10 protein-coding genes and 1 pseudogene are annotated in these 7,871 nt (G+C 34.6%); 7 read left to right on the forward strand and 4 right to left on the reverse strand.

The features are described 5' to 3' along the window. The 3 genes from RUH60_RS11375 to RUH60_RS11385 form a co-directional block, all read left to right on the forward strand. Positions 1 to 405 (forward strand): hypothetical protein (locus RUH60_RS11375; protein WP_313808398.1); only part of this gene is annotated, 405 nt, incomplete at its 5' end. Positions 406 to 494: 89 nt separating this feature from the next. Further along, the gene (locus tag RUH60_RS11380; RefSeq protein WP_313808400.1) at positions 495 to 1,160 is read left to right on the forward strand and encodes a DUF2461 domain-containing protein; all 666 of its coding nucleotides are present in this window, start codon (positions 495 to 497) and stop codon (positions 1,158 to 1,160) included. A gap of 15 nt (positions 1,161 to 1,175) precedes the next feature. Then, positions 1,176 to 1,595: an META domain-containing protein gene (locus tag RUH60_RS11385; protein WP_313808401.1), complete on the forward strand. Its 420-nt coding sequence runs from the start codon at positions 1,176 to 1,178 to the stop codon at positions 1,593 to 1,595. 60 nt (positions 1,596 to 1,655) lie between these two features. On the opposite strand, the gene RUH60_RS11390 is transcribed toward RUH60_RS11385, so the two are convergent. Beyond that, positions 1,656 to 2,051: a glyoxalase gene (locus RUH60_RS11390; RefSeq protein ID WP_313808403.1), complete on the reverse strand. Its 396-nt coding sequence runs from the start codon at positions 2,049 to 2,051 to the stop codon at positions 1,656 to 1,658. Between the two features lie 96 nt (positions 2,052 to 2,147). Between RUH60_RS11390 and RUH60_RS11395 the strand changes: the two genes are divergently transcribed. After that, positions 2,148 to 2,564, forward strand: coding sequence for an NUDIX hydrolase (locus RUH60_RS11395; protein ID WP_313808405.1), 417 nt, complete (start codon positions 2,148 to 2,150; stop codon positions 2,562 to 2,564). Then, positions 2,561 to 2,929, forward strand: a complete 369-nt coding sequence (locus tag RUH60_RS11400; protein ID WP_313808407.1) for an acyl-CoA thioesterase — start codon at positions 2,561 to 2,563, stop codon at positions 2,927 to 2,929. The genes RUH60_RS11395 and RUH60_RS11400 overlap by 4 nt, the downstream gene beginning before the upstream one ends. Before the next feature lies 1 nt (position 2,930). Here RUH60_RS11400 and RUH60_RS11405 read toward each other — a convergent pair whose 3' ends face one another. The 3 genes from RUH60_RS11405 to RUH60_RS11415 form a co-directional block, all read right to left on the reverse strand. Then, a complete protein-coding gene (locus RUH60_RS11405) occupies positions 2,931 to 4,169 on the reverse strand; it encodes a mechanosensitive ion channel domain-containing protein (protein WP_313808409.1) in 1,239 nt (412 codons plus the stop codon). A gap of 26 nt (positions 4,170 to 4,195) precedes the next feature. Then, positions 4,196 to 4,471 carry a DUF3817 domain-containing protein gene (locus RUH60_RS11410; protein WP_313808411.1) on the reverse strand — a complete coding sequence of 92 codons (276 nt, stop codon included), beginning with the start codon at positions 4,469 to 4,471 and terminating at the stop codon, positions 4,196 to 4,198. Between the two features lie 159 nt (positions 4,472 to 4,630). After that, the gene (locus tag RUH60_RS11415) at positions 4,631 to 4,999 is read right to left on the reverse strand and encodes a hypothetical protein (protein WP_313808415.1); all 369 of its coding nucleotides are present in this window, start codon (positions 4,997 to 4,999) and stop codon (positions 4,631 to 4,633) included. A 360-nt stretch (positions 5,000 to 5,359) separates the two neighbouring features. Between RUH60_RS11415 and pelF the strand changes: the two genes are divergently transcribed. Next, complete coding sequence (gene pelF / locus RUH60_RS11420; RefSeq protein WP_313808413.1) at positions 5,360 to 6,898, forward strand: GT4 family glycosyltransferase PelF; 1,539 nt, start codon at positions 5,360 to 5,362, stop codon at positions 6,896 to 6,898. A 5-nt stretch (positions 6,899 to 6,903) separates the two neighbouring features. Beyond that, positions 6,904 to 7,871: pseudogene (locus tag RUH60_RS11425) on the forward strand (hypothetical protein); the annotation flags it as partial.

A 7,871-nucleotide genomic window follows, 5' to 3' on the forward strand; every position in this document is an offset into this window, starting at 1 on the left:
ATTTTCGGTTTTGGAATTTTGTTAGCAGGAATTTTATTTAAAAACAAAGCAGTGCAACATACGGCTTTTGTTTTATTGATGGTTTCAGCAGTTTTCGGATTGTTGACCATGAGAACCGGAGAAGGAGCAGAGGAGATTGTCGAAGAATTAGGAATTTCACACGATATCATTCACGAGCATGAAGAAATTGCGGAAAAATTTGCCATCTTATTGTATCTAACCGGAGCAGTAGCAGGATTATCTTTGTTTGCATCTATTAAAAATCACAGCAAAGCAAAATTCCTTGCGTTTGTAACGCTGTTTCTGACTTTAGGAACTGCAATCCTTTCAAAATCAGTTGGAACATCAGGTGGAGAAATTCGCCATACGGAAATTCGCGAAAATGCTGAAACCGTTCAGGAGTAATTCTAATCTTAAATATTTCTAAGCTCAAAAGTTATTTGGGCTTTTTTTATGATTTTTCTGTAGATTTTTTCTAACTTTAAAAGAAAAATATGGTTTCAAAAGCGACATTGGATTTTCTTATACAATTAAAAAACAACAACAACCGCGAATGGTTCACCGATAATAAAAAAGTGTTTCAGACTCTTGAAAAAGATTTTAAAGTATTTGCTAATGAAATAGTTACAGATTTATCTAAAACTGACAGCATTGATAAAGTTCAGATGTTTCGCATTTATCGTGATGTTCGTTTTTCGAAAGACAAATCACCTTATAAAACCAATTTTGGTGTGGCTTTAGGAAGAACAAAACCCATGTTGCGCGGCGGATATTATCTTCATATTGAACCTGGTGGGAGTTTTGTTGGCGGAGGTTTTTGGGAACCCAATGCCGAAGATTTAAACAGAATCCGTAAAGAATTTGAAATGGATGACACTGAAATTCGAAAAATCATAGCAGACAAGAATTTTATCAAAACATTCGGAGCATTAGAAGGCGAGGAGTTAAAAACAGCACCAAAAGGTTTTGATAAAGAACATCCGGCTATTGACCTGATTCGTAAAAAACAATACCTGATTTCTCGAAAATTCACTGATAAAGAAGTCATGGATAAGAATTTCAAAACAGAGGTACTGAATACTTTTTTAGCAATGCGCCCGTTTTTTGATTATATGAGTGAAGTATTGGGAACCAATTTAAATGGAGAAAGTATTTACTAACATAAAATTGAGTGTATGAAAAAAGCGTTTTTTATTCTTTTGTTTATGGGAGTTGTAGGCTTCGGAATTTCATGTTCATCTACAACCGGAACAGCTTCCACTTCAGATTCGTTAACCTCAACAGCCTGGAGATTAAGTAAGTTTAACGGAAAAGTAATTGATAGCACCACTTTTGCCAGAACACCGGAATTACGATTTTGGGTTGGTTCCAAAGTTTCTGGAAACGATGGTTGTAATTTAGTTACAGGAAGTTATACAGTTCAAGGCGATAAAATTATGTTCGGAGCGATGGCCGGAACAAAAATGGCTTGTGTAAACACCAATTATGAAAACTACAACAAGTTTTTTAACCGAACCAATAAGTATAAAGTGGAAAGTAATAAACTGGTTTTCTACGAAGGAACTACAGAATTAATGAGTTATACTAAAAAGTAGAAAAGCTGTCCAAATAAGGACAGCTTTTCAGTTAGTGGTATTATTTGTTTTTGGTTGTGGTTACTCGTTGGTAAGAATCTGAACCTGATTTTTGAGGCGTTCAATCAGCATGTTCATCATTCTTTTATTGATGTTGGAGGAATTTGTGATGTAGTCTTTGTATTCGTCTACCGTAAAAAGACCGATGATAATTCCTTTTAGTGAATTTCTGAATTTAATGTCCCGTTGAATTACGTTTTCTATGTAAGCCATTTTCTTTTCCGGAGTTAAGGAGAAGAAAACGTTTTTCTGTTTAATGGCATAATTCATAAAAACTTCAATAAAAAGTTCGTTCTGCAAAACCAGTATAGGTCGTAAAGTCCTGTTCTGAAAAACTTCTTCAGAGGTTGACTGAGCCGAAATCGTTCCGAGAGGTTCGCCTCTCAAATCCATAATAAATGTGTCTCGATTTTCCATGGTCGCTATCCTTTGTATTAAAATTACAAAATGATAAATGAGAAAATTTACCACATTTAAAAAGTTATGAGTAGTTTCGTGTTGAAAACTTTTGTCATGAGAACATCCAACATATTTGTGACGGTAGATGCCGTTATTCTTAGAAAATCAACCAATTACGAATTGCTTTTAATCAAGCGAAAAAATGAACCATTTAAAGATTGTTGGGCATTGCCGGGTGGTTTTGTTGATGAAAATGAAGACTTAAAAACAGCAGCTATTCGCGAATTAGAAGAAGAAACTCAAATTAAAGTTGGTGATTTAGAACAAGTTGGTGCTTTTGGAAAACCGTTTCGTGATCCGAGAAGTCATGTAGTTTCCGTGGCTTACTTCGGTATTGTACCTGAAAATACTATTGCAATTGCAGCCGATGATGCTAAAGAGACCGCTTGGTTCTCCATAAAAGATTTGCCAAAACTCGCTTTTGATCATTCAGAAATTGTAACTTTGTCCTTACAGAAATTTGAATTATGAACTACCAAACCAGAAAATGGGTTCGCCCGGAAGATTTAAACGCCAACGGAACTTTATTCGGAGGAAAATTATTATCGTGGATTGATGATGAAGCGGCTTTGTTTTCCATCATCATCTTGAAAAATAACAGAATAGTAACCAAGTTCATGTCTGAAATCAACTTCATGAGTTCTGCTAGACAAGGTGATATTATCGAAATTGGTTTGGATATTGTTAAATTCGGAAAGACTTCCATTACCATGCGTTGCGAAGTACGTAATGTAATGACAAAAGCCGTAATTATTACCGTAGATGCTATTACAATGGTGAATTTAGACAGTTTTGGACAACCGGCAATTCATGGAAAAACATCAATAGAGGAGTAGGTTAGTATTCGATTTTTATCGCCCCAATCTCATTAATTTCCATATCGAAATAGTGTACAGACGCTAAAATATGGTCTAAAATATCAGCCATGATGTGTTCGTATTCCACCCAACGTTTGTCTTTTACGAAGGCGTAAATTTCTAGCGGCATTCCGTTTTGGGTAGGCTGTAACTGTCTGCACATGAACATCATGTCTTTATTGATTCCGGGGTGGGTTGCAATATATTGATCGATATATTTTCTGAAAATCCCGAAGTTCGTTAGGTTACGGCCGTTAATTAATACCGATTTATCAATACTATTGCTTTCGTTGTATTTGCTGATGTCCTGCTGACGTCGATCCAAATAAGGTGCAATCAACTGGATTTTTTTCAAACCGTCTACCTCATCATCATTTAAAAAACGAATACTGCTGGATTTTAGTAAGATAGAACGCTTCATACGACGTCCGTTAGAATCCTGCATCCCGCGCCAGTTTTTGAACGAATCGGAAATTAGAAAATAGGTCGGAATAGTGGTAATCGTATTATCAAAATTCTGAACTTTTACCGTTGCTAAATTGATTTCGACTACATCACCATCAGCACCATATTTCTCCATCGTAATCCAGTCGCCAATACGAACCATGTCGTTTACTGTAACTTGGATACTCGCAACAAAACCTAAAATGGTATCTCGGAATATTAATAAAATTAAAGCCGAAATGGCTCCGAATGCTCCTAATAATTTACCGAAACTTGTATCAAAAAGGATTAAGATGAAATAAATAACACCATAAATCCAAAGCGCAATCATAATTACCTGAATGTAACTATCAATTGGTTTGTCTTTGTACTTTTCTTTTCCTTTTAAATAATCTTTCAGGGAATTGAATATACTTCGGATAATCCAAAGCGATAATACGATAATGTAGAATTTAATTCCTTTTGAAAAAACGCCTTCCCAATACACAAAATCCTTCATAATAATAGGAACGGTTTTGTGAACAAAGAAAAGTGTAAAAAGATGTGCTACATATTTGGCAGTTTTATTGGCAACCAGAAAATCATCAAAAGTAGATTTCGTTCTTGCGGCAATAATAGCCATAATGATGATTAAAACCTTTTTGAAAATATAATCTAAAACGTAAGCCGTGATTATCAGAATGATAATGTTAATGGCTAAATTTGAGTAATCAGCCCAAAGTTCGCTGAAACCCAATTCTTTGAATATTTTATACGCCCAATTAAAGATTTTCATAAAGCTGAAACCAATTTTGCTCTAAGTTACAATAATTTTTTTTCAACATAGAAAGTTCCGAAAGGCAATACGGATGCTACACAAACCATCGCATATTTTTTCCAAGACCAGTTTTCCTCGATTTTGAACATTGTAGCTAAAGCGATATAAGCGATAAACAATAATCCGTGAGTCATTCCAACCGGGAAAAGTAAGGTTTTGTACAATTCCGGATTTGTAGGTTTGATGAAAAGCATGTTACCGAAAAGTACTAAAAGTGAAATTCCTTCAAGAAAAGCTACAATTTTAAATAAGCGCATCATAAGATTGAATTGTAAATGAGTTAGTTAGGTGTTTTTTGATGAAATCGTAATTTCAACTCAAATGTAAGCGAGAAAATCGTAGAATTCGCAGGATTTAACTAAAACTTATAAAAAAACTACGCCGAAGCGTAGTTTTAAAGATGTATTATTTCGATTCAATTAGAAAGCTAAAAAAGCGTTGTTGTAATCTTTTAAATCGGAAAGGTTGTTTTTGTTTTTCAAATCGGTAAACAAATTCAATAAATAATCTAAACTTTCCAGATTGTTTTCGCTTGAAGCAGAACCAGTTGCGTTGTCTTCAAATCCTTCGATTGGTTCATCGTCCGGAATTGCGATTAAAAACGCGTCGTTTGCTTCAATATGTTCGTATGTTAAACGAATTGCCTTAACTAAAACCGGATTTTGTTCTTCAAGAGCGTATTCTCTTAATTTTTTCAAATCGCCTACTAAAGTACTGGCATCAAATCCTTTTTTGAATAAATCTAATTGGATTTTGTGTATTAGTTTTTGTGCAGTTGGGTTTTCCACGGTACTATGTTGATTGGTTAGGAACTTAAATAAGGTTTGCAAAAATAAGATTTATTCTCTTTTTTAAAATAAAAATGTCGGTTTATTTTTCAAATTCTGAAGTAAATTAAACTTTTACACAATTATTCTGATAAATCGTAAATTGAAATTGCAGTTCATCGAAGTTTTTTCTTGATTTAACTAATATTATGGCGGATTTTTCTGCCGGATTATATAATGAAGTATCTTTATACCAATCTTGTTAAATCTAACAGATTCAGTTAGCCACGAACTGCACTAATTTTCAAAAACAACCCAAAATCAATCTGAGTTTAATAGGTCTGATTTCCAGATCTGTACAAATTGATAATTGTTTTTGATATGAAAAATAAATACGATATCCTTTTAATTCTGGAAGGAACCTATCCTTATAATGGCGGCGGAGTTTCAACTTGGGCGCATATGTTGTGCAACGAAGTAACGAATGCGAATTTTACGTTGTATTCTATTAATGCTCAATTTGAAAGTAAATCCAAGTATCCTTTAAGTGAGCATGTTAAGGATGTGATTCAAGTTCCATTATGGTCACCGTTAGAGCCTCAGGAAATGGTCAATTACGGAAAGAGTTTTCATAATATAGTAGGAGAGAAGGAGCGAATTGACGAAACTAAAATCACGACTGAATTCATTCCAATTTTCAGAAGATTACTGACAAACATCTATTCTGACACTAGAAAAGCAGAAGATTTTGATGATATCATCTATAAAATGTGGCTGTTTTTTCAGGAAAACGATTATAAAAAAACCATGCAAAGTATGGCGGTATGGCGAGCCTTTTGCGTTATGGTTAAAGAATTGAGTCACAATACAAAAGAAACAGCAACGCTAAACGATTTAACATTTGGAATGCGATGGATATACAGATTTTTGATTCCGTTATCAATCGAAGTTCCTAAAGCAGATATTTCTCATCTAACAATTTCAGGTTTTCCGGTAATTCCGGCATTGGTACTAAAATACAAATACGGAACGCCAATCATAGCCACTGAACACGGAGTTTTTATACGTGAGCGTCTTTTAGCAATCAGTGCATCGGAATATTCTTTTTTCCTTAAAAAGCTATTGATTAAATTCTCGGAAAGTATCACTGAATTAGTGTACTACAAAGCCGATTTGATTTTATCCGTGAACAAATTCAATATGATTTGGGAGAAGATTTATGGCGCAAAACCTGAAATTTTAGATGTGATTTACAACGGAATTGATCACAATCGTTTTGTTCCGGCACCAAAACCGGAAGCTACTAAAGATGTTCCGACTGTTGTTGCAGCTGCAAGAATTTTTGATTTGAAAGATATTATTACGATGATTAAGTCGTGTAGTGTTGTAAAAGGACAAATTCCGAATGTACAGTACTTGGTTTACGGTGATAAAGATGCCGTTCCGGAATACACAAAAGAATGCGAAGATTTAATAGCTGAATTGGGATTGCAAGATAATTTCAAATTAGCCGGATTTCACAACAAGCCGCACGAATTGTTTTCTGAAGGCGATATCTCCATATTAACATCAATCTCAGAAGGATTTCCATATACCGTATTAGAATCAATGAGTTGCGGAATTCCTGTAGTTGCAACCGATGTTGGCGGTGTTACCGAAGCATTAGATGAAAATTGTGGTTTCATCTGCAAACCAAAAGATTTCGAAGATATCGGTAACAAAGTAATTCAACTGCTTCAAAATAAAGAGTTACGCGAAAAAATGGGAGTTAACGCCCGAAGAAAAGTTGTAGAAAATTTTACCATTGGCAAATTCATTAAGGAATATGAAGAAGCTTACGAACGAGTTATGGCTCCGAAAGGCCGTAAAGAGTCGATATTCATCGATATAGATGAGAGAAGCGCTGTTGCCGCATCCTAAACATTATGAACAGTCAAGCTCTAAATATCAATAACCTAATTGCGGCTATACGTGAAAAAATTGGAAAACCGGTGAGTAGCAAGGTTGTAGCGGCTACAATCGAATCCTTTGGTATTCGGGATAAAGATACTATGAATGATTTCGGAGTTCCGTCTATTAAAATGCTTGCGGATTTAATTTTCGAAAGAATCACCACTGCTTCAGATTATAAAAGTTTAAAGAATAAAAAAGAATTAGAAGCTGAAAGTAATTCGAAAGAGAAAACACTTCAGCTTTCTGATTATTTTATGGTCAAACTGAAAATCTTCGCTAAATATTATCCCACCGGAATTTTACATCTGCTTCCGGTTTTTGTGCAATTGGTTGCCATTGTGCTTTTTGGCTACTCACTTTGGACGTATGTCGGATTCAATCACATGCAATCTACAGCAGTGGTTTTGGGTGTGATTATCGGATTGATAACCAGTGGCGGTTTTGTTCAGGTTATTGGTCGTCAGGCTTCCTTTTACTGGAATTATGAAGATTATACCATGACGCATAAAACCATCATCTTTTTAGTAAAACTTGGAGCGAAATCGATTGCGGTTGTTTTGATTTCAATTTATCTGCTTAATTTTTTCTTTCACGTTTTTCCGATCAAACTGCTGATGATTTTATTCATTTATGCTTTTTTAATTGGTTTATTGCTTTTATTGATTGCGCCGTTGCATACCATTCGTCAGCGTTGGTTTATTTCTGTTTCAATTTCAATCGCCACAGTTACAGCAGTTTTACTTTTGAAATACTCGATAATTCCGATTTATTTGACACACTGGATTGGGATTTCTATTGCAATTATACTTTCAAGACTGTTTCTGTATCTTTTTTTCAAAACGAAAATTGATAAACGCCAGGTTGATTGCAATATGGAAGTAAAAACTCCGGTAATGTTGTATCAGAATTACCATTATTTCTTTTACGGACTTTTGGTTTA

It is taken from the genome of Flavobacterium sp. (assembly GCF_032153895.1).
In the GTDB taxonomy this organism is placed as follows: Bacteria; Bacteroidota; Bacteroidia; order Flavobacteriales; family Flavobacteriaceae; genus Flavobacterium.

Bases quoted from the DNA above. Each gene is read 5' to 3' on its own strand.
- RUH60_RS11380 (WP_313808400.1), top strand. From the start codon at position 495: ATGGTTTCAAAAGCGACATTGGATTTTCTTATACAATTAAAAAACAAC.
- RUH60_RS11385 (WP_313808401.1), top strand. From the start codon at position 1,176: ATGAAAAAAGCGTTTTTTATTCTTTTGTTTATGGGAGTTGTAGGCTTC.
- RUH60_RS11390 (WP_313808403.1), bottom strand. From the start codon at position 2,051: ATGGAAAATCGAGACACATTTATTATGGATTTGAGAGGCGAACCTCTC.
- RUH60_RS11395 (WP_313808405.1), top strand. From the start codon at position 2,148: ATGAGAACATCCAACATATTTGTGACGGTAGATGCCGTTATTCTTAGA.
- RUH60_RS11400 (WP_313808407.1), top strand. From the start codon at position 2,561: ATGAACTACCAAACCAGAAAATGGGTTCGCCCGGAAGATTTAAACGCC.
- RUH60_RS11405 (WP_313808409.1), bottom strand. From the start codon at position 4,169: ATGAAAATCTTTAATTGGGCGTATAAAATATTCAAAGAATTGGGTTTC.
- RUH60_RS11410 (WP_313808411.1), bottom strand. From the start codon at position 4,471: ATGATGCGCTTATTTAAAATTGTAGCTTTTCTTGAAGGAATTTCACTT.
- pelF (WP_313808413.1), top strand. From the start codon at position 5,360: ATGAAAAATAAATACGATATCCTTTTAATTCTGGAAGGAACCTATCCT.